The organism is Aquitalea sp. USM4 (genome assembly GCF_004328945.1).
GTDB lineage: Bacteria > Pseudomonadota > Gammaproteobacteria > Burkholderiales > Chromobacteriaceae > Aquitalea > Aquitalea pelogenes.
In genome coordinates this window covers 4,031,808-4,050,515 of the sequence record NZ_CP029539.1, presented here as the reverse complement: position 1 = coordinate 4,050,515, position 18,708 = coordinate 4,031,808, and the positions used below count along the sequence as shown (strand labels likewise).

General features: G+C 60.5%; 17 protein-coding genes. 12 read left to right on the top strand and 5 right to left on the bottom strand.

Annotated features, from left to right (window positions below; all coding sequences use genetic code 11):
* Window positions 1–103 precede the first annotated feature (103 nt).
* Window positions 104–325: a hypothetical protein gene (locus DKK66_RS18580; protein ID WP_045844916.1), complete on the top strand. Its 222-nt coding sequence runs from the start codon at window positions 104–106 to the stop codon at window positions 323–325.
* Complete coding sequence (locus tag DKK66_RS18575; RefSeq protein ID WP_062789126.1) at window positions 318–1,688, top strand: aromatic acid/H+ symport family MFS transporter; 1,371 nt, start codon at window positions 318–320, stop codon at window positions 1,686–1,688. Before DKK66_RS18580 ends, DKK66_RS18575 begins: the two co-directional genes overlap by 8 nt.
* Before the next feature lie 23 nt (window positions 1,689–1,711).
* Here the strand turns inward: DKK66_RS18575 and DKK66_RS18570 are convergent, their stop codons facing one another.
* Window positions 1,712–2,368: a TetR family transcriptional regulator gene (locus DKK66_RS18570; protein WP_045844918.1), complete on the bottom strand. Its 657-nt coding sequence runs from the start codon at window positions 2,366–2,368 to the stop codon at window positions 1,712–1,714.
* Between the two features lie 202 nt (window positions 2,369–2,570).
* Here DKK66_RS18570 and DKK66_RS18565 point away from each other — a divergent pair, with 202 nt between their 5' ends.
* The 7 genes from DKK66_RS18565 to DKK66_RS18535 all read left to right on the top strand — a co-directional run bounded on the left by DKK66_RS18565 (window position 2,571) and on the right by DKK66_RS18535 (window position 9,713).
* On the top strand, window positions 2,571–3,677 hold the full coding sequence (locus DKK66_RS18565) for a porin (protein ID WP_242673521.1): 1,107 nt from the start codon (window positions 2,571–2,573) through the stop codon (window positions 3,675–3,677).
* A 69-nt stretch (window positions 3,678–3,746) separates the two neighbouring features.
* Entirely contained in the window at window positions 3,747–5,147 is a 1,401-nt protein-coding gene (locus DKK66_RS18560) for an MFS transporter (RefSeq protein ID WP_131360424.1), read from the top strand.
* Between the two features lie 50 nt (window positions 5,148–5,197).
* Window positions 5,198–6,190, top strand: coding sequence for a LysR substrate-binding domain-containing protein (locus DKK66_RS18555; RefSeq protein ID WP_207389816.1), 993 nt, complete (start codon window positions 5,198–5,200; stop codon window positions 6,188–6,190).
* A gap of 104 nt (window positions 6,191–6,294) precedes the next feature.
* Window positions 6,295–7,224 (top strand): AEC family transporter, encoded by a 930-nt coding sequence (locus tag DKK66_RS18550; protein ID WP_131360422.1) that lies wholly within the window; start codon window positions 6,295–6,297, stop codon window positions 7,222–7,224.
* Window positions 7,225–7,355: 131 nt separating this feature from the next.
* Window positions 7,356–8,291 (top strand): TauD/TfdA family dioxygenase, encoded by a 936-nt coding sequence (locus tag DKK66_RS18545; protein WP_131360420.1) that lies wholly within the window; start codon window positions 7,356–7,358, stop codon window positions 8,289–8,291.
* A gap of 375 nt (window positions 8,292–8,666) precedes the next feature.
* Window positions 8,667–9,302, top strand: coding sequence for a peroxiredoxin (locus DKK66_RS18540; RefSeq protein WP_045844923.1), 636 nt, complete (start codon window positions 8,667–8,669; stop codon window positions 9,300–9,302).
* Window positions 9,303–9,527: 225 nt separating this feature from the next.
* Window positions 9,528–9,713: a hypothetical protein gene (locus tag DKK66_RS18535; RefSeq protein WP_131360418.1), complete on the top strand. Its 186-nt coding sequence runs from the start codon at window positions 9,528–9,530 to the stop codon at window positions 9,711–9,713.
* A gap of 54 nt (window positions 9,714–9,767) precedes the next feature.
* Here the strand turns inward: DKK66_RS18535 and DKK66_RS18530 are convergent, their stop codons facing one another.
* Complete coding sequence (locus DKK66_RS18530; protein ID WP_165494229.1) at window positions 9,768–10,868, bottom strand: PepSY domain-containing protein; 1,101 nt, start codon at window positions 10,866–10,868, stop codon at window positions 9,768–9,770.
* 81 nt (window positions 10,869–10,949) lie between these two features.
* A complete protein-coding gene (locus DKK66_RS18525; protein ID WP_131360414.1) occupies window positions 10,950–13,058 on the bottom strand; it encodes a TonB-dependent siderophore receptor in 2,109 nt (702 codons plus the stop codon).
* A 493-nt stretch (window positions 13,059–13,551) separates the two neighbouring features.
* Here DKK66_RS18525 and ccoG point away from each other — a divergent pair, with 493 nt between their 5' ends.
* Complete coding sequence (ccoG, locus tag DKK66_RS18520; protein ID WP_131360412.1) at window positions 13,552–14,988, top strand: cytochrome c oxidase accessory protein CcoG; 1,437 nt, start codon at window positions 13,552–13,554, stop codon at window positions 14,986–14,988.
* 5 nt (window positions 14,989–14,993) lie between these two features.
* On the opposite strand, the gene DKK66_RS18515 is transcribed toward ccoG, so the two are convergent.
* Together DKK66_RS18515 and DKK66_RS18510 are read right to left on the bottom strand one after the other, a co-directional pair.
* The gene (locus tag DKK66_RS18515) at window positions 14,994–15,911 is read right to left on the bottom strand and encodes an AraC family transcriptional regulator (protein WP_131360410.1); all 918 of its coding nucleotides are present in this window, start codon (window positions 15,909–15,911) and stop codon (window positions 14,994–14,996) included.
* 113 nt (window positions 15,912–16,024) lie between these two features.
* The gene (locus DKK66_RS18510; RefSeq protein ID WP_131360408.1) at window positions 16,025–16,978 is read right to left on the bottom strand and encodes a LysR family transcriptional regulator; all 954 of its coding nucleotides are present in this window, start codon (window positions 16,976–16,978) and stop codon (window positions 16,025–16,027) included.
* 146 nt (window positions 16,979–17,124) lie between these two features.
* On the opposite strand from DKK66_RS18510, the gene DKK66_RS18505 reads away from it, so the two are divergent.
* Window positions 17,125–18,282, top strand: coding sequence for an iron-containing alcohol dehydrogenase (locus DKK66_RS18505; RefSeq protein WP_131360405.1), 1,158 nt, complete (start codon window positions 17,125–17,127; stop codon window positions 18,280–18,282).
* A 121-nt stretch (window positions 18,283–18,403) separates the two neighbouring features.
* The gene (locus DKK66_RS18500; RefSeq protein WP_131360403.1) at window positions 18,404–18,706 is read left to right on the top strand and encodes a DUF1330 domain-containing protein; all 303 of its coding nucleotides are present in this window, start codon (window positions 18,404–18,406) and stop codon (window positions 18,704–18,706) included.
* The last annotated feature ends 2 nt before the right edge of the window (window positions 18,707–18,708 follow it).

Here is an 18,708-nt window from a genome sequence, read left to right as displayed (position 1 = left end):
ATGGATGGGGCGCAGTTATCGTAAATCGGTATAACTGATAGATTTTTTGCGGTATGTTTTGAAGATTCATGCCAAGTCAGAATGCATTCCATGCCCAAGACGCATGGACAAGCATGCCAAGCTCGGGCTGCACCAGGCAGCAAGCAGTACACGGCCGGACCGGCCAGTCATCACAGGCAGACTCCTCCCCTCAACAGGAAAGAAGCTGGCAAGGGACAGCAGCTTCAACAGCCTGCAGCTGACCGGCAAGGGCAGGGCAGATAGCAAGAACAACAAGGCAGCGATTGATAGTCAGCGCTGCAACAGGAGACAAACAGATGAGTAACGCCAGCAATGTCATCAATGTTCGGTCATTGATCGACGATCGTCCCATCAACCGCTTTCAGTGGCTGGTGGTGTTCTTTGGTTTCTGCATTATCGCGGCCGACGGTTTTGACGTGGCCATCATGGGTTTCATCGCCCCGGAACTCAAACGCCTGTGGCATGTGACCAACCCGCAGCTGGCGCCGGTGCTCAGCGCCGCGCTGGCAGGCCTCACGCTGGGTGCGCTGTTTGCCGGCCCGCTGGCAGACTATCTGGGTCGCAAGGTGGTACTGGTGTTGTCGGTGTTCTTCTTCGGTTTCTGGACGCTGGTTACCGCCACCTCGACTGACATTACTCATCTGGTGATCTTCCGCTTCCTCACCGGCCTGGGCCTTGGTGCAGCCATGCCCAATGTCGGCACGCTGGTGTCGGAATTTGCGCCGGAACGCCGCCGCTCCTTCCTGGTGACCGTGGTCTTCTGCGGCTTTACCGTGGGTGCAGCCGGTGGTGGTTTCCTGTCGGCGTGGATGATTCCGCACTTCGGCTGGCAAAGCGTGCTGATTTTCGGTGGTGTGTTGCCGATTGCCGTATCCATCGCGCTGTTGCTGTTCCTGCCGGAATCCGTGCGTTTCCTGGTGGTGCGTAATGCCCCGGCCGCCCGTATTGCCAAGATCGTGCAGCGCCTGGCACCAGACCTGTCGATGAAGGACGCCAGCTTCACCATGGGCAATGCGGATGCCGCGCCCAAAGGCAATTCCATCCGTACCGTGCTGTCGCGTCAGTACCGCTTTGGTTCATTCATGCTGTGGCTGGGCTACTTCATGGCGCTGTTCGTGGTGTACCTGATGGGCAGCTGGATGCCGACGCTGGTGAAAGAATCCGGTTACACCCTGGCGGATGCTGCCTTCATTGCTGCCTTCTTCCAGTTTGGCGGCCCGGCAGGTTCCCTGTTCATGGGCTGGTGCATGGACCGTGCCAATCCGCACAAGGTGCTGGCCATCACTTATGGTCTGGGTGCGGTGCTGCTGTTCGGCTTCACCTCGGTAGCCCATGAACTGCCGCTGCTGTGCGCACTTACCTTCGCCGTGGGCTTCTGCTTCAACGGTGCCAATACCGGCATGAATGCACTGTCTGCCGGCTTCTACCCCACCGCGGCACGTGCCACCGGTTCCAGCTGGATGCATGGTGTGGGCCGTATCGGCGCGGTACTCAGCGCCTTTGCCGGTGGCCAGATGCTGGCCTGGGGCTGGACCTTCTCCCAGGTCTTTGCTGCCCTGGCAGTTCCTGCCGGCATCATCGTGCTGTCGCTGCTGCTGAAAAACCTGGCCAGCAAGGGCTTGCCGGTACAGCCGGTGAGTGCTGCCAGCAAGGCCATGCACCACTGATGACAAGCTGACGGGCTGCGGACTCAGTCTGCCGCCCGCTCCAGATAGGCCAAGACCGTATCAATGACGATTTGCCGGTGACGGCTGGCGTGTTCGGGCTGGGTGAGATCCCGCCCGAACAGGCTGGCAAAAGTGTGGCGGTTGGATACGCGATAGAAGCACAGCGAGCTGATCAGCATGTGGACGTCGATGGCATCGGCCCGGTCATGGAATACCTTGTCGGCAATGCCACGCGTGAGGATGCCTTCCACCACCTCGATCACACTGCGGTTGCGCTGGCGGATGATGTCCGAGTCGGCAATATGCCGCGCCTGGTGAATGTTTTCGATACTCACCAGCCGACAGAAGTCCGGGTGATTGTGGTGGTAGTCGAAGGTGAAGCCGGTGAGCAGGGCCATGGCCTCGCGCGGTGGCAGGCCTTCCAGCTGCAGCTGTTTTTCGATATCGCGGATTTCACCGTACACCCGTTCCAGCACGGCGATGTACAGCTCCTTCTTGCTGTGGAAGTGGTACACCACCATGCGTTTGTTGGTATTGGACTGCTCGGCGATATTGTCCAGCCGGGCACCGCTGAAACCGTGCTGGACAAATTCGGTCTGGGCCGCTTCCAGAATGCGCTGGCGCATGCCTTCGGGGTCGTTCTTGCGTCGGGTGGGCAAGCTGGGGCTGTCTGTGGACATCAAAACCGGATACCAATGAAAGGAGAAGTGGCAATAAAGGCTGAATCTGCCCGCTTTTGATGACAGATGTCAATCTGGCGACAGCCGTCGCCCGGAGCGGGGAGCGCAGGATAGGGGGGGGCCACTTGCATGGGCCACGCCCGCATTGAGGATTAATTTTAAATAAATATGAATCTGTGAATAAACAGAACAGGAGATAATCGTGAAACACAAGACCCAATTGATGCTGCTGGCTTCCCTGTCCCCGCTGCTGGCCAATGCCGCGCTGGCGGACGATTCCACGGTCACCATTTATGGCCGCATCCATGCCGACTTTGAAAACACCAAGTCCGGCGCAGCCAGCACGGCGTTTTCCACCAACAAGGTGCAAAACGACACCTCGCGCATCGGCTTCAAGGGCAGTGAAGACCTGGGCAACGGCCTGAAAGCCATCTGGCAGGTGGAGTCCGGCGTAGCCATCGATGACGGTTCCGGCACTGGTTCCAATACCTGGGCTGGTCGTGAAAGCTTCATCGGTTTGAGCTCTGCCCAACTGGGTACGCTGAAGGCCGGTAACTTCCTGGTGGCCATTGACGACCTGCACTACATTGCCGGCAACAGCTTCCAGTACGCCACCGGCATTTCCAACGATGCCACGCTGTGGGCCAACGGCGGCAGCCTGGCCAGCGGCGGTTTTGATGTACGCGCCGGTAACTCGGTAAGCTATCAGACGCCCAAGTTCAACAATGTCACCGCCCGCATCCAGTATTCGCTCACCACGGGCACTGGCAGCTCGGAAACCACCAGCCATGGTGCAACGCTGGTATCCGGCAACCTGACTTATGACGACGGTCAGCTGCGCGTGGGTTACGGCTTCCAGCAAAACCGTGCGATGCAAGCCATGTCCAGCAACTTCTACCAGAATGGTCTGATGCACATGCTGGCTGTGGGTTACAACTTCGGCAGCATCTATGTAGGCGGCCTGGTGGAACACGACATCCTGGATAACATCAACCTCACCGGCCACAGCCGCAGCCGCAACTACGGCAGCCTGATCGGCACCTACACCAACGGTGCCAACATCTTCTCCGCCCAGTATGGCCAGGCCGCGTCGTGGAAGGGTTCGGCAGCAGTACAGGACAGTGGCGCCAAGATGGGCACGCTGGCTTACAACCGCGTACTGAGCAAGACCACCCAGGTGTATGTGCTGTTTACCGAGCTGCATAACGAAGCCAATGCCACTTATGTACTGGGCGGCAACCCCAGCGCCACGGCCGCCGGTGCCAAAACCCAGCACTCGCTGGCCGTGGGCATGTGGAAAAACTTCTGAACCTGATGCTTCCAGTTCAACCGCAGGGTGGGGACGACCCGTCCTGCGGTTTTATCTGTTTGTCTGCCCATGCGACTTGCTGACCGACCAACCCCTTCCTCGCTGATCGCCTTGCTGGTGGCGGCTGCGTTCTTCATGGAAAACCTTGATGCCACGGTCATCAATACCGCCTTGCCTGCCATGGCGGCAACTTTTGCTGTGCAGCCGGTGGACCTCAATATCGGCATCACCGCTTATCTGCTTACCCTGACCTTGCTGATACCGGCCAGCGGCTGGCTGGCCGACCGGCTGGGCTGCCGTCGCGTATTCATGGCGTCCATCGTGGTGTTCACGCTGGCGTCCTTGCTGTGTGCCATGTCGCAAAACCTGTGGCAGTTTGCCTCGGCGTGCGTGCTGCAAGGGGTGGGCGGGGCGATGATGGTGCCGGTGGGGCGGCTGGCCGTATTGCGCAATACGCCCAAGCAAAATCTGATGCAGGCCATCGCCATGATTACCTGGCCCGGTCTGGTGGCACCGGTATTGGGGCCGGCGCTGGGCGGCTTTATCACCACCTATGCGTCCTGGCACTGGATTTTCCTGCTTAACCTGCCACTGGGTGTGCTGGCGTTTGCTCTGGCGTGGTGGCTGATTCCACCCTCGGCGGACGGGATGGCAAGCAGCCGTTTTGACTGGACGGGCTTCTTGCTGTGCGGCACGGCCTGCCTGTTGCTGATGAGCGGTCTGGAGCAGGTGGGTGGCACGGGGCAGCTGATGCTGGCCATGCTCTGCCTGTTTTGTGTCGGTGTGCTGCTGGCGGGCCTGTGGCGACATTGCCGCCGCAGCCATGCTCCCTTGCTGGATGTGTCCATCCTGCGCATTCGCACTTACCGCACCACTATTGTTGGCGGTTCCTTGCTGCGCGCTGCCATCAACACTACGCCGTTTTTGCTGTCGCTGATGTTCCAGCTGGGCATGGGCATGGATGCCTTCCGTTCCGGCCTGCTGCTACTCACCCTGTTTGCCGGCAACCTGGGCATGAAGGTGCTGACCAGCCGCACGCTGCGGCGCTTTGGCTTTCGTCTGACCTTGCTGCTCAGCGGCCTGGCGCTGGTGGTGCTGACCCTGCTGATTGCCACCTTCGGCCCGGATACGCCGTGGCCGTGGCTGGTGCTGGTGTTGCTTCTGTCCGGCATGGCCCGTTCCATGACCTTTACCACGCTGAGCACCCTGGCTTTTGTCGACGTGCCGCCAGCGCAGATGAGCCACGCCAATACCCTGTTCAACATGCTGCTGCGCATGGCCTATGGCATGGGCATCGCCATTGCTGCCGTCGGCCTGCGCATGGCTGAAGCCTGGCTGCCGCAGGCCAGTGCGCTGACGCATTATCATTTTGCCTTTGTCGTACTGGCCGGCCTGACGCTGTTGGCGCTATGGGATGTGTGGCAGTTACCGGGCAATGCCGGACAGTTATTAAGCCGGCAGCCGGAGTAGCGCCACTGATGTTGCCAATATCTGTTTGGACAGACGGCAAGGGCAATGCCATGCTTCTGTCTTGGCCGCCGGGCTGGGACAGCATGACAGGCACCGCCTGCGGGGCGGGCAGCAATAACGACAAGAAGGTTGGGTTTATGGATTTGAAACAGTTGCAGTACTTTACCTGCGTGGCAGAGCTGGGCAGCTTCACCCGCGCATCCAATACGCTGAACATTGCCCAGCCCGCGCTCAGCCGCCAGATCCGCATGCTGGAAGTGGAACTGCGGCAGAACCTGCTGATCCGTAATGGCCGGGGTGTTTCCATGACCGAGGCGGGCAAGGTGTTGCTGGAGCACAGCCTGGGCATCCTGCATCAGGTGGAGCGGGTGAAGGAAGAGCTGGGCAAGGTGCGTGGAGCCATGGCCGGGCATGTGGTGGTGGGCCTGCCACCCAGCCTGCTCAAGGTGCTGGCGGTGCCGCTGACCAAAACCTTCCGTGCCCGGCTGCCCAATGCCTCGCTGTCCATCTGCGAGGGCTTGTCCGTCACCATGCACGAGGCGCTGGTAGCCGGGCGGCTGGACGTGGCCCTGCTGTACAACGTGATTCCGTCGGCAGAGGTGGAAACCTTCCCGCTGCTGGAGGAAGAGCTGTTCCTGATGACCGCCCGCTTTGATAATGCCCCGGACAGCATCACCCTGCGTGAAGTCGCCGGCATGCCGCTGATCATCCCCAGTCGCCCCAATTCCATCCGTATGCTGGTGGAGTCGGAATTGGCCAATATCGGCTGCCGTCCGCATATCGAACTGGAAATCGACGGGGTGTCCGCCATTCTGGAGCTGGTGGCCGATGGCTATGGCTCGGCGGTGCTCACCCGCAGTGCGGTGGCTTCGCTGGCCGATGCCTCGCGTTTTACCGTGCGCAAGATTGTAGAACCGGTGCTGTCCAGCAAGCTGGCCATGGCCATCAGCCTGCGTCACCCATCAACCCTCACCCAGCAGCTGTTCATTGAGCTGATACGCGAACATATCCGCGAATGGCTGGGGTATTCCTCCGAAACCTGATTGCCTCCGAACGGCTGACAAAATAGCGTAGTGTCCCTGGGGCAAGCAGGCGCAACGCAGCAGCAGGGTTTTTGTTAGCGGTTCCTGGGGCGGAAAGTCGCATTGTGCTGGCTATTGCAAGTATCACCGGACCCATCTTCATCCTGATTGCCCTTGGTTACTGGGTAACCTGGCAGCAGTGGTTTGCCCAGGCCAATATTCGTGCGCTGGGGCAGTTTGTCATCACCTTTGCCTTGCCGGCGATGATATTCCGCGCGCTGACCCGGCAGTCCTTTGTCGAGGTGGTGGACCTGCACTACCTGCTGGCCTATGCGCTGGGTTCCTTGCTGGCGCTGGGCCTGGGCATGCTGTTTGCCCGCGTGGTGGCAGGGCATGATTTTCGGCTCAGTGCCCTGTTCGGGCTGGGCATGTCCATGTCCAACAGCGGTTTTATCGGCTTTCCCATCGTGTCGCAGCTATTGGGGGCCAAGGCAGGCATTGCACTGGCCATGACCATGCTGGTGGAAAACGCGGTGGTGTTTCCGCTGGCGCTGATCCTGCTGGAAAGCCATGATGCCAGCGGCAAGGGCTGGGGCCATCTGTTGCGTCAGGTGGGCGGGCGGCTGCTGCGCTCGCCGCTGGTAATTGCCATCAGCGCCGGGGTGTTGTGTTCGCTGGCGGGCTTGCAGCTGCCGGGCGTGTTCAGCAAGGTGCTGGAATTGTTGTCGCAGGCTTCGGTGGCCTTGTCGCTGTTTGTCATCGGCGGCTCGCTGGTTGGCCTGAAAACCAGCGGCATCGTGCGCCGTATTTCGCCCATCGTGCTGGGCAAGCTGCTGTTGCACCCCTTGCTGATCTTCCTGCTGCTGCATTTCCTGCTGCCGGTGCCCGCCTGGCTGCAAATGGCGGCGGTGCTGTTTGCCTGCGCGCCGATGATGAGCATCTATCCCATCATGGGGCAGAAATACGGCCACGAAGGCTTGTGCGCGGCCACCTTGCTGGCCGCTACGGTGACATCGTTCTTCTCCATCAGCGGTATGCTCTGGTTACAAGGCTGAGGGAATAAGCAATCCGGTTTTTCTTGGTTGGGAATCATGGCGTGGTTTTTTAATATCCACTTCATGTGCATGGTTATGTCCTGTCATGACAGGCCGTGTTTTCATTCCCTTTGCTTTGAGAGGCTGCCAGGATGAGCTTTTATCAGGATTACAGCGACAAGCTGGCCATTGAAGGCTGGAACACCCGCGAGCTGAGCCAGTACCAGACGTTCGACCTCAAACGCCTGTCCCCGGCACTGGGGGCGGAAATCCGTGGTGTCGACCTCAGCCAGCCCTTGCCACCTGCGCAACTGGCGGAAATTCGCCAGGCCCTGACCGAACATCTGGTGCTGACCTTCCCCGGTCAGGCCATCAATGCCGAACAGCACAAGGCCTTTGGTCGTCTGTTTGGCAGCCTGCATCAGCACGTGCTGGGCGACAGCACCCAGCTGACCGCGCGCAGTGGCGACGCAGAAATCCTGGGCTGGAAAACCGGACGCACCACCCGTTATACCGCGGGCGACGCCTGGCATAACGATGTGTCTTGCGACCCGCACCCCATCTGGGCGTCTTTCCTGCGCGTCACCCGCCTGCCGGAAGTAGGCGGTGGCGACACGGCGTTTGCCAATCTCTATCTGGCGTATGAATCCTTGTCCGAACCCATCAAGCAACTGCTGCTGGGGCTGACTGCCGTGCATGACGGGCGGGAAGGCTGGAGCAATGGCTATGGTGCCGAACCGAAACCCGGCCAGGTATTCAATGCCAGCGAACACCCGGTGGTGGCACGTCATCCGGTCAGCGGCCGTCCCTTCCTGTTTGTGAACGAGGCGTTTACTTCGCATATCGTGCAGCTGAGCCGTGCCGAAAGCGATGCGCTGTTGCAGCTGCTGTACCGTCATATCGAAAAGCACCAGTCCTTCCAGGCGCGCATTCACTGGCAGCCGGACATGCTGCTGCTGTGGGACAACTGGGCCACCCAGCACCACGCCATCTGGGATTACTACCCGTTCGAGCGTTGGGGCGAGCGTGTATCGGCCTATCGGGACCACGGCCCGCAGCCTGCCGGCACCATCATCAGCCAGCAGTAAGCCGCAACAATATGCCAACAAGCGGGGCTGTCCTCACGGGCGGCCCCTTTTGCTGCATGCCCCAGGCGGCTGACCACGTTATTAAGTGCGATTGCGATGGACCCGGCACAGCCGGGCCTTTTAACCAAGGGATTGATTTCGCAGCCTTGCCATTCCATCCCGATTCCCCGTCCTTGCCCTGCCAATGGAAATAGGGAGTACCGCTTTCATTGCAGAAAGCCTGAGGGGGTGTCAATCATCCGGGGCTGCTTATGCAGCCTTTGCCAGGCTTATCCAGCCGCGGCCTGATAAGCAACGCAGTTTTCCTTGGTTCACGGGCGGCGTGGCAGTGCTTACAGTAAGCCCATCACGCAAACACAGTACAAAGGAACCAGCATGACTCTGCGACTTGGCGACATCGCTCCGGATTTCAGCCAGCAATCCACCATTGGCGAACTGCATTTCCACCAGTGGAAGGGTGACAGCTGGGCCGTGCTGTTTTCCCATCCGGCGGACTACACCCCGGTGTGCACCACCGAGCTGGGTGCCACCGCCAAATTGCAGCAGGAATTTGCCCGCCGCAATGTCAAGGTGCTGGCCCTGTCGGTAGACCCGGTGGAAGCCCACCATGGCTGGATTGCCGACATCAACGACACCCAGCAGACCGAGGTGAATTTCCCCATCGTGGCGGACGCGGACCGCAAGGTGTCCGAGGCCTACGACCTGATTCACCCGAATGCCAGCAGCACCCATACCGTGCGCTCGCTGTTCATCATCGACCCCAGCCACAAGGTGCGCTTGATCATTACCTACCCGGCCAGTACCGGCCGCAATTTTGCCGAAATCCTGCGGGTGATCGACTCCCTGCAACTGACCGACCACCACAGCGTGGCTACTCCGGCCAACTGGCAGCAGGGTGAGGAAGTGGTGATCGTGCCATCCTTGCAGGATGAAGCACTGATCCGTGAAAAGTTTCCCCAGGGCTACCGTGCCGTGCGGCCCTATCTGCGCCTGACGCCGCAGCCGGTTTGATGATTTGTCCGTTGTACCGTTGTCTCTGTTTCTCCTTCTTGCATGTCTCTTCTTCTTGCCGGGTCGGCTGACCCGGCATTTTTTTTGAAACTGGCCATTGGGTCATTAAATGCCGGCGATAGCAGTGCTCAATGGTGGACTTATGCGACCAGAATGACAGATACTGCTGTAATGCATGCTTGACTTACAATAATTTCCCCAACTTCCCCCTGCAGGTATAAAGCGTTGGACGGCAAAAAACCCGATATCGATGCAATGCTGGATCTGGCTTATCAATTGGTGCTCTGTCAGCTGGAAGCGGACGTCTATCGTGCCAAAGAGGAGATTCGCGAGATGGTGGTTCCCATCAAGATTTTGCTGCTCAGGCAAATCGGAGAGGTTACCGACATCTGCAATCTCGATGATTTCTAGCTTGCTTCACACCACGTCTTCCCATCCTTCCCGACATCTGATTGCGTGGGCGCATCACTGCTGTGCAGTACGCGCCCTGGTCGCCACCATGGCCGCTTGCCTGCTACCTTGCTTGCGCCGCCTGGCCTGCCACTGAAACAGACCGCTGCCGCCCAGAATCATCAATACCACGCCACTGACGACCATCAGCAACTGGTGCCAGACACCACCCAGGCTGCCGGTGTGCAAGGCCTGTGCCCAGCTGCCGATTTTCCGCCAGGCTTGTGTCTGTTCCGTCCTTTCCACGCTCAATACCGTTCCCCGGTAAGGATCCAGCCTAATCAGGGTGCTGCCGTTGGGATGCAACTCGTCGTCCAGCCGCTTGCGCAGTTCAACCGGCTGATTGGCACGCGCGCTGATGCTGATGCTGCTCAGCCTGCCCTGTGGCAGACGGGCATTGCCGCGGGCGACCAGCTCATCCAGCGCCAGTTGCGGCCCGGCCGGTGTGATGTGCTTGCCCGTGCGTGGCTGGCCGTGCTTGGCCGGGCTTAGCCATTGGCGGATGGGCTGGTTGAATGCCAGAACCAGGCCACTGAGGGTGCTGAGCAGCAAGAGCAGCAACATGCTGGCACCCAGCATGCGGTGCAGGTCGCCCAGCCATACCGCCAGGCCCTTGTCGCGCCGCAGCCGCCAGGCTTTGCGCCAGTCCTTTGGCCACCAGTGGATGATGCCGCTGAGCAGCACCAGCAGGATGGCAATACCGGCCACGCCCACCCAGGTCTTGCCATCTTCCAGCAGCAGACGGGCATGCACTTCGTGCAGCCAGCGCCAGCCGGTGCCACGGCCTTCCGGCGTGGCCAGTGGCCGGCCAAATTGCGGGTCCAGCCATAGCAGCTGGTCTGGCTGCTGGCGCTGGCGTACCCGTACTTCGATGGCGTCTGCGGGGTTTTGCGGCAGGCGCAGGGTGAAATCAGCCTGCGGATAGCTGGCGCGCAAGCTGGCCAGTACCACCTGATAGTGCGGACTGGCGGCATGGCTTGCCACCGGGGCGGGGTAGGTTTCGCCCTGCAGCAGCTGTTGCACGGCCAGCAGGCTGCCGCTCAGGCCCAGCAGCAAGGCAAACAGGGCGGCCAGCAGGCCCAGATAACGATGTAACAGAATGACGATGCGTTTCACTTGGTTTTCCACGACAAAGCGCTGCGACTGTTGATATTCAGCCGCAGCGCAGGACATGAGCCGGCCAGTGCCGGCTGGGAATCAGAAACTCAGGCTGGCCTTGACCAGCAATTCGCGTGGGTCGCCCAGCCGCACCGTGGACACGCTGCCGCTGTTGCTGGTGGTGGTTGTGCCGGTGCTGGAGGCGTAATAAGTCTTGTCGAACACGTTTTTCAGGTTGGCCTGGATTTCCAGCTTCTGGCCGTGCAGGCGGGTTTGCCAGGCAATGAAGGCATCGGTCACGAAATAGGACGGCAGCTGGAAGGAGTTGGCGGCGTCCCCCTGACGCTGGCCGACAAAGCGCGTGCCGCCACCAATGCGCCAGTTGTTGCCAAAGCTGTCCTGGCCAAGCCGGTAAGCCAGATTGACGCTGCCGCTGTGCTTGGGCACGTTATAAAGCTGCTTGCCGGCATAGACCGGGTCCTTGGTGACCATGGCATCGGTGTAGGCCCAGGCCAGGGTCATGGACAGGCGACGGGTGATTTCGCCGCTGACATCCAGCTCCACCCCCTGCGAGCGTACCTTGCCCATGGCCTTGTCGATGCCGTCGGTATCGGTGGCCACCACATTGCTCTTGTCGATGTGGAATACGGCCAGGGTGGCGCTCAGGCCGCTTTGTTCCAGCTTGATGCCTGCTTCACGTGCGCTGCCGCGTTCCGGGTCGAAGTGCTGGCCGTCGCTGGCGGTGTTGGGCACAAAGGATTCGCTGTAGCTGCCATACAGCGACCAGTGCGGGTTCAATTTGTACACCAGGCCAAACTGGGGCAGGGCGGTAGTGCCCGCGCTGCGGTCGCTGACGGCATAGGGGCGGCCCACTCCGTCTTCCTGCTGGTAATGCTGGTAGCGCAGGCCGTAGCTGGTTTGCCATTGCGGTGCCAGTTCCCAGTTGTCCATCAGCAGCAGCGACTGGGTGTCGATGGTGCTGCGGTTGTCGCTTTGTGTTGCGCTCAGGCTGGTGTTGGCCGTGCTCAGTACGCCATAAACCGGGTTGTTGACATTCAGCTGGGTGGCGCTGCTGGCGCTGCCGCGGAAGGTGTCGGAGCGCAGCTCGCGTGCGCGGGTGATGTCCAGTCCGATCACCGGCTGGTGACGCTGGCCGAACAGGCTGACATCGCCTTGCAGCTTGCTGCCCAGCACCAGTGTGCTGTTGTTTACCACATTGCCATCCAGACGGCGGGTCAGCACGCCGGTGCGGGCGTTATAGGCGGTGGCGCGGGTTTCGTAGTTGCTGTAGCTGATTTCATTCCATGCCAGGCGGGAGTCCAGTTTCCACTGGCTGTTCAGCATGTGGCTGTAACTGGCGGTGGCGGCCTGGGTGTGGCCCTGTGCCACGTCCAGTGTGTCGCCCAGCCGTGTTTCGCGTGGCACGTTCAGCGGTTTGCCGTTGTAAAACACGGTGCCGCGATCCCACGGCGTGCTGAAGTCACTGTACTGATACGACAGCAACAGGCTGTCGCGTCCGTCGCTCCAGGACAGCGAGGGTGCAATCATGTTGCGCTTGGTGCTGCCAAAGTTGCGCCAGTAGTCGGTGTCCTGCTTGTCGGCAATCAGGCGGTAGGCGAAGTTGGAATCGCCGATCTGCCCGGTGCTGTCCAGCGTGGCCGCGCCGCCGCCAAAGCTGCTGCTCTGGGCGCTGATGGTGGTTTGCGCGTCGCGTTGTGGTTTCTTGCTGATGACGTTGATGACGCCGCCGGGCTCCTGGATGCCATACAACAGCGAGGCAGGGCCTTTGAGCACCTCCACCGATTCGGTGGTGGCGTCGAAATTGCTCATCAGATAAGAGCGCACCCCGTCGCGCAAAATGCTGCCATCGTTGCGCTCGCCAAAACCACGGCGGGTAAAGCTGTCCTGGATGCCTGCCAGGGTATTGCTCTCCACCACGCCGCTGACGGTGCTCACTGCTTCGGCCAGGCTTTTCACCTGTTTGTCCGCCAGGGTTTGCGGGGTGACGGACTGTACGGCCTGGGGCGTGTCCAGCGTGCTTTGCGTGTAGCCTGCCACGCTGGTTTGCCGGGTCTGGTAGCTGTGTGTGTTCTGGGTGTCGCTACTGGCACTGACCGATACCGTATCCAGGGTGGCAGTGTCTTCGGCATGGGCGGCGAGGGGGCTGAGGACCAGCAGGGATGTTGAAACGAAGGCGGCAGTATTCATGATGCATGTTGTTATAAATGAGAATCATTATCATACATGACTTGTGAACTGTCTAAAAGTACGGGTTTTCCCGAGGTCCATGTGCAGAAAGCCCTCGCAGTGGCAGATGGCATGGCGTCGCAGCACCCCAGCATCCGCCTGCTAGGGGTGGGTGACATGATGTCTGCCTTGGCAGGAGTGGGGAGCGAGACGGGCTGATGCGGCTGTAACGCTGCCTGCCTGGGCAGACGGTAGCTTATTGTGTTGTATTTGGAATACATTTTAATGGCCTGTGCAAGGTCATTGCTCCGGCTGATTGCAGTTGCACGCTTGTGCCGGAGTTTTTGCAAGTTATTGACTGTAAATGCTTAATTTCCCATCCGGTCGTGGCGGCAGGCGTCTGCCGGCGCTGTGTCAGGCTGACGGCGCTATTGCCAGATGGCATGCAAAACAATATCGTATTGCGATATTTATGCGCCAGCCGTGGCGCTCAATGCCACTTGCCAAGGAATGTATGTCTGTCCCGCCTCGCACCATCCCCATCAAGCCTGTTGCGGCCACTGCCGCAGACGGGTCGGAAGTGGTATCGCTGTATGCTGCACAAAAGAAAATCTACCCGCGCAGCGTGCATGGCCGCTTCAACAACTGGCGTATTGCCGCCGTTGTGCTTACCCAGCTGGTGTTTCTCGGCCTGCCCTGGCTGCGCTGGGATGGCCGCCAGGCAGTCAATTTCGACCTGGTGGAACGCAAGTTCTATCTGTTCGGCCTGATTTTCTGGCCACAGGATTTTATCTATCTGGCTGCCTTGCTGATCCTGTGCGCCTTTGGCTTGTTCTGGTGGACCACCATTGCCGGGCGGCTGTGGTGCGGCTATTCCTGTCCGCAGACGGTGTACACCGAAATCATGCTGTGGATCGAGCAATGGACCGAAGGCAAGCACAGCCAGCGCAGCAAGCTGGACCAGCAAGGCTGGAGCCTGCGCAAGCTGCGCATCAAGCTGTGCAAGCACGGGCTGATGCTGGCCTTTTCCCTGCTGACCGGTTTTACGCTGGTGGGTTATTTCACCCCCATCCAGCAGCTGCTGGCGGCCTTGCCCCATTTCGATTACGGGCCGTGGGAGCTGTTCTGGATTTTCTTCTACGCGGCTTGCACTTATTTGCTGGCTGGGGTGATGCGCGAGCAGGTATGCCAGTACATGTGCCCTTATGCCCGTTTCCAGAGCGTGATGTTTGATGCCGACACGCTGGTGATTTCCTATGATGCCGCCCGCGGCGAACCACGCGGCGCGCGCAAGAAGGGCAGCGACCTGCAGCAACAGCAGCTGGGGTCTTGCATCAACTGCGGCATTTGCGTGCAGGTGTGCCCGGCCGGCATTGATATCCGTGATGGCCTGCAGCATGAGTGCATAGGCTGCGCTGCCTGCATTGATGCCTGCGACGAGGTGATGGACAAGATGGCCTATCCGCGCGGGCTGATTCGTTACACCACGGAAAATGCGCTGAACGGCCTGTATCCGGAAAGCGCCATCCTGTCCCGGCTGCGCCGACCGCGGGTGGTGCTGTATAGCTTGCTGTTGCTGCTGGTGAGCGGTGCGGCCATCACCTCATTCAGCTTGCGCAAGCCTTTCAAGGTGGATGTGATGCGTGATCGCGCCTCGCTGGTACAGGAAACCGGGGAGGGGCTGCTGGAAAACAGCTATCAGCTGAACGTGATCAACACCACCAGTCAGGACCAGCAGTTCAGCATCAGCGTCAGCGGCCTGTCAGGCATTGCGATTGCCAAGCCGACCCTGCTGTCCATCCGCGCGGCAGACAGCAAGAGCCTGGGCGTGCGGGTGGTGGTGGACCCGCAAGCTGCCGGGCCGGGCAGTCATCCCATCGTGTTCCGCGTGCAAACCCGGACCCAGCCTGCGCTGGTGGTGGAAGAGAAATCCAGCTTTATCGGGGAGTGATGGCGTCAGCCGCCGACCTGCGCCAGCTGGCTGATATCGCGCCTGGGGGGCAGGCCGAACAGCCTGGCGTATTCGCGGCTGAATTGTGACGGGCTCTCGTAGCCCACGCGAAAAGCTGCGGTGGCGGCATCCAGCTTGTCGCTCAGCATCAGGCGACGTGCTTCATTCAGGCGCAGCCATTTCACGTATTGCAGCGGGCTCATGGTGGTGAGCTGGCGAAAGTGGTGATGCAGGCTGGAGCTGCTCATTTGCACCCTTGCCGCCAGTTCCTCGATGCGCAGCGGCTCGGTGTAATGGGTTTTCAGCCAGTCAATTGCACGGGCAATGCGCTGGCTGTGGCTGCCGGTGGCCAGAATCTGCCACAGGCGCGAAGCCTGGTCGCTCATCAGCAGCCGGTAGTGGATTTCCCGTTTGATCAACGGTGCCAGCACGCCGATGTGCTGCGGTTGATCCAGCAAGTCCAGCAGGCGGCTGAAGGCATCCAGCAATGTGCTGGTGACCGTGCCCAGAGCCATGCCGGGCTGGCTGCTCTGGCTTGCCGGCGGGCAAATGCCGCCCTGGGCGATCAGGTCGGCCATGATGCGCAAATCCAGCCGCAGCACCAGCCCGAGGCAAGGTGCGGTCGAACTGGCCGACAGCACTTGCGAGCTGGCTGGCAAATCCACCGAATTGAGCAGGAAATGCTGCGTGTCGTAGGCGTAGCTTTGCTCGCCCACCAGCATCTGCTTTTCCCCTTGCACCACCAGCACCACGCTGGGCTCCACCATGCAGGAACAGGGATTGGTCTGTTGTTCGCGGCGGAAGAAGCTCAGCTCGGTAATGGCCGTATCGCAGTCCTCATCGCCATGGGTACGGGCGGCAATGATCTGGCACAGATGCTGCAGTACCGGGCTGCTGGCAGGTGTCTGCGGAGTGTCGGGCATGGGTCGGCTTTCTGGTTGACTGCATTCAGCCTAATGGCTGGGCGGCCGGCTGTCTGCCCGATTTTCCTGCTGACGCAGGATCAGGCAAGGATTGCGCAACATCAGGCAAGCACTCAGGCAGTATGGGCGGCCAGTGCCGCCAATGGCACATGCAAGGCAGGCGTGGCAGCAAACTGTGCCAGCAGGTAGTCGATGCAGGCCTTTACCCGGGGTGCCATCAGCGCACGGTGCGGGTATTGCAGCACCAGTTCGTAAGCACCGGGGTCGTGCTGGCCCAGCAACAGCACCTTGAGCTCGCCACGCTCCAGATAAGGCCAGGCATGGTGCACGCCCACCTGGGTAATGCCGGCATGCTGGCGCGCCGCGTCGGTCAGTGCTTCCGGGGCGGACAGGGTGAGGCAGCTGCGCGAGACATCCAGCGTGGTGATCTGGCCATCGGCATCACGAAAATTCCACGGCGATACCTTGCCGCCCAGAAAGCGCCGAGTGATCAGCCGGTGCTGTGTCAGCTCGGCAGGCGAGCGTGGTATGCCAGCCTGTGCAAGATAGGTGGGCGAGGCCACCAATACCATGCGCAGATGGCAGATGGGGCGCGCAACGAGGGCTGAGTCGGCAATATGGCCGCCGCGGATTGCCAGGTCGTAGCCGCCGCCCACCAGATCCACCACCCGGTCGTCAAAATCCACTTCCACCGCCAGTTGCGGGTAACGGGTCAGCAGGCCGGGCAGGGCGGGCAGCAGATGGTCGCGACCAAATGCCGCACTGCTTGAAATGCGCACCGGGCCGCTGATTTCCAGCCGCTGGGTGGCAATGGCATCCACTGCCGCGTCCAGCGCATCCAGCGCAATGCGGGCCTGACGCAAGAAGGCGGCACCTTCTTCGGTCAGGCTCAGGGTGCGTGTGGTGCGGTTCAGCAGGCGCACACCCAGTGCCAGTTCCAGCCCGGCCACGTTCTTGCTGACTGCCGCATTGCTGATACCCAGCTGGCGAGCCGCAGCGGCAAAGCTGCCGGTTTCGACGGTAGTGACAAAGGAAAGTACCGAAGGCACCCGTTGCGACAAGTCCATGCTGCGCTCCTGCAGTGAATCAAAATCAAATCAAGGTTAATAAATACTCAACCAGTAGTCTACTTATTGTTGTGAGTATGGCCTTGCATAATGCCTTCCATCTGCTGGCCACGCGGTTGTGACTGGCTTCAAGACAGGAGCGCAACATGTTGAATTTCGAGTATTTCAATCCTGCCCGTGTGGTGTTCGGCAAAGGCAGCATCCAGCGACTTGGCAGCTTGCTGCCGGCGGATGCCAGGGTGTTGCTGCTGTACGGCGGTGGCAGTGCCGAACGCAATGGCACGCTGGCCGAGGTGCGCCAGGCCTTGAGCGGCCATGTGGTGCATGAGTTCGGTGGCATCGAACCCAATCCGCGCTATGAAACCCTGATGCGTGCCGTCGCACTGGTGCGCGAGCAGGGCATTGATTTCCTGCTGGCCGTGGGTGGTGGATCGGTGATTGATGGCAGCAAGTTTGTGGCCGCTGCCGCGCCTTATCAGGGCGACGCCTGGGACATTCTGTCCAGCATGGGGCAAGTGGTGAAAAGCGCCTTGCCGGTGGGCGCGGTGCTCACGCTGGCAGCCACCGGTTCAGAAACCAACCACAACGCCGTGGTCACCCATGAAGCCAGCAAGACCAAGGCATTTTTTGCCTCCCCGCTGGTGTTTCCGCAGTTTGCCGTGCTGGACCCGGAAAAAACCTACTCCTTGCCCGCCCGCCAGTTGGCCAACGGGGTGGTGGATGCCTTCACCCATGTGATGGAGCAATACCTGACCTACCCGGTAGACGCACGCGTGCAGGATCGCTATGCCGAAGGCCTGCTGCAAACGCTGATCGAGCTGGGGCCAAAGGTGGTGCTGGAGCCGGCCGATTATGATTCGCGCGCCAATTTCATGTGGACCGCCACCCAGGCGCTCAACGGCCTGATCGGTGCCGGTGTGCCACACGACTGGGCCACCCATCTGGTAGGACATGAGCTGACCATCCTGCATGGCCTCGATCATGCCCAGACACTGGCGGTACTGCTGCCTTCCATGCTGCAAGCCCGCCGGGCCGGCAAGCATGCCAAGTTGCTGCAGTACGCCAGCCGTGTGTGGCACATCAACGAAGGCAGCGAGGAAGAGCGCATCAGCCAGGCCATCGCCCGCACCCGTAGCTTTTTTGAAAGCCTGGGCGTCAAAACCCGCTTGCGTGACTACGGCATCGGCCCTGGCGATATCGACGCTCTGGTGCGGCAGCTGGAAGTCCACGGCATGACGGCGCTGGGCGAGCAGGGGGACGTCAGCCTGACCCTGAGCCGTCAGGTATTCGAAGCCAGCCTGTAAGCCTTTTATCCGCATCCGCCAGTCCCGCATGGCTGGCGCATTGACAAGCCCAGAGCCCTTATTCAACACCACGGGTGGCGCTGGCCCATATTGCACAGGGCTGCCCGTTCAGGAGCACATCATGCAGACCCCCGCTTATTTCGTTTTCAATGTCACCGCCATTCACGACCCGCAAGGCATGTTGCCGTATCAGGAAAAAGTGCTGGAAACCGTGACCGCCCATCATGGCAGCCTGCTGGTAGGCGGTGGCGAGGTGGACAGCGTGGAAGGCCCGGCCGTACAGGGCAGGTTTTTCATTGTCCGCTTTGACAGCACCGAGGCCGCCCAGGCCTGGTACCACTCGCCGGACTACCAAAGCATCATCGGCCACCGCCATGCCTCCGCCAGTTGCCAGGCCTTCCTGCTGGCCGGGCTGCCCGTCTGACA